2 protein-coding genes and 1 pseudogene are annotated in these 2,431 nt (G+C 61.7%); 2 read left to right on the top strand and 1 reads right to left on the bottom strand.

The window, feature by feature from the left end:
- Window positions 1–601: hypothetical protein (locus EOD15_RS32820; protein WP_148129770.1), on the bottom strand; the 601-nt coding region annotated here is incomplete at its 3' end.
- An 84-nt stretch (window positions 602–685) separates the two neighbouring features.
- Between EOD15_RS32820 and EOD15_RS32815 the strand changes: the two genes are divergently transcribed.
- Window positions 686–2,173, top strand: coding sequence for a DegQ family serine endoprotease (locus tag EOD15_RS32815; RefSeq protein ID WP_127322681.1), 1,488 nt, complete (start codon window positions 686–688; stop codon window positions 2,171–2,173).
- A gap of 48 nt (window positions 2,174–2,221) precedes the next feature.
- Window positions 2,222–2,431, top strand: a pseudogene (locus tag EOD15_RS32810) (replication-associated recombination protein A); the annotation flags it as partial.

The following is a 2,431-nucleotide window of genomic DNA, read 5'->3' as shown; positions in this document are numbered from 1 at the left end:
GTACCTCTTCAGTCTTCGGGTAAGGATATGAATAGATACTGTCGAGGACGGCTCGAGAATCGATTTTCGCCATCGCTTGCGACGGGGAGGAGGCCTTCAAATAGGTTTCGGCATCTTGGTTGCCGATGAAGTCGGCAGCCACATGAAAATGTATCTGAATCGGTCCGGCGCAGATGTTCATCCCGATGTCATGGCCGGATGCCGCGTAGAAAACCTTGGCCTGATCTGGAGTCCAAAGGCCGGCACCCAGGAACTCTGATGGCTTTGTCTTTCCGCTGAACCCGTCCAGGGAGAGTGCAAAGCGAGTGGTGAGAGCCTCCAAATCGCCTTTGAGGTAACTGGCCTGCTCAATTTGAAACCAGTTCATCTGGCGAGGCGGCGTGATATCAAAGGAAATTTCGAGCTTTCCGAACGTCCAGTAATCTGGATCGACATGCTCAGGCATGCCGAGCACTTCGACAATCTCGGCCATTGTCATGTCGGGGGAGATCGGCCCCAAGCTGCCGGTCTTCAAAAAGTCACGGAAAGACAGGAGTTGTTTTTTCATCAGGGCCACGAGGTTTTCGGTTTCAAGGTCAGCTGTAGCTGTTTTGCTGCCCAAAATAGTCGGATTTCAGCGGCTTAGCCTTTCATTTTGCACAATCGTCGGGACAATGCCCCCGAACTTGCCTTGGAGGATTCGCGAATGCGCGCCAGAAGACTGCCCTTTGTTCTGCTTTTCGCCATCATGGCGTTTGCGGCCGCACCGGTGGTCAGGCAGGCATTGGCCGAGGAGACGAAGACCGATCCCGGCCTGTCCGATGTGCTGACCGACCTGCTGCATGGCGTGGAAGGCGAAAACGCCACGGCTGGTCCCGACAAGCGCGTACCCTTCGGCCGCGAGGAGGTGCAATTGTCGTTTGCGCCGCTGGTCAAGCAGACAGCCCCGGCCGTGGTCAACGTCTATGCCTCGCAGACGGCCAAGGTCACGTCGCCTTTCGACGGCGATCCGTTCTTCGAGGAATTCTTCGGCCGCTCGCAGCCGCGTGCGCAGTCTTCGCTCGGCTCCGGCGTGCTGGTCGATCCGACCGGCGTCGTGGTCACCAATTACCACGTCATCAAGGATGCCGACCGGGTCAAGGTGGCGACGGCGGACGGACGCGAGTTCGACAGTAAGGTGCTGCTCAAGGACGAGACACTCGACCTTGCCGTGCTCAAGATCACCTCGGACAAGCCGTTTCCGGTTATCGCCATCGGCGATTCCGACGCGCTTGAGGTCGGCGACCTGTTGCTGGCCATCGGCAACCCCTTCGGCGTCGGCCAGACCACCACCAGCGGCATCGTCTCGGCACTGGCCCGCAGCCATATCGGCGTCTCCGATTCCAGCTTCTTCATCCAGACCGACGCCGCCATCAATCCTGGCAATTCCGGCGGCGCGCTGATCAACATGGGCGGCCAGCTGGTCGGCATCAACACCGCCATCTATAGCCGCAGCGGCGGTTCGATCGGCATCGGCTTCGCCATTCCCTCGAATATGGTCCGCGCTTTTGCCGACGCGGCCAAGGCCGGGCTCGACTTCTTCGAGCGGCCCTATATCGGCGCCGAGTTCGAAGCGGTGACGCCGCAGATCGCCGAATCGCTCGGCATGGAGAAGCCGACCGGTGCGCTGGTCTCGTCGGTCGAAGCGAGCGGTCCGGCCGGCAAGGCAGGACTCAAGCCCGGCGACGTGGTGCTGCAACTCAACGGCAAGCCGGTCGAGAGCATCGAAGCGCTGGACTACCGGATGGCGACGCTGTCGATCGGCACCACCGCCAATTTCGCGGTTTTGACCAAGGGCCAGCAGGCGGCGATGGATATTGCGCTGGAGCGTGCTCCGGAAGGCATGAAAGCTGCCGAGGTGACGCTGCATGGCCGCAGCCCGTTTTCGGGCGCCAAGGTCGCGGAGCTGTCGCCCCGGCTCGCGCAGCGGCTTGGCCTGCGCACGGACATCAAGGGCGTCACCGTGGTCGACATCAACCGTGATTCTCCGGCCGCCGATTTCGGCTTCCAGCCGGGCGACATCGTGCGCGAGGTGAACGGCACCACCATCGATACCGCGGCGACCCTGGAGCTGGCGGCCAGGACGGATACGCGCTGGTGGCGCTTTACCGTCGAGCGTGGCGGGCAGATAATGCGTCAGGTGTTGCGTTATTAGGGCTGGGTTCCGTGCATTCGGGCTCATGCTCCAACGAAAAAGAAGTGCATGGCCGATCTGTTCAGCGTCGATGAACCGGAAAAGACCCCGCCTGGGCGGCCGCTGGCCGACAGGCTGCGGCCGAGAAACCTTGGCGAGGTCGTCGGCCAGGAGCATCTGACCGGCCCTGACGGCGCGCTGACCCGGTTGATCGGTTCCGGCTCGCTCGGCTCGATGATCTTCTGGGGGCCGCCCGGCACCGGCAAGACCACCGTGGCG

The organism is Mesorhizobium sp. M7A.T.Ca.US.000.02.2.1, assembly GCF_003996995.1.
GTDB lineage: Bacteria > Pseudomonadota > Alphaproteobacteria > Rhizobiales > Rhizobiaceae > Mesorhizobium.
The sequence above is the reverse complement of the archived record's forward strand: the minus strand, read 5'-3'. Positions and strand labels throughout refer to the sequence as shown.

Excerpts from the sequence above, each read along its gene's own strand:
- EOD15_RS32815 (WP_127322681.1), top strand. The coding sequence starts at position 686 with ATGCGCGCCAGAAGACTGCCCTTTGTTCTGCTTTTCGCCATCATGGCG.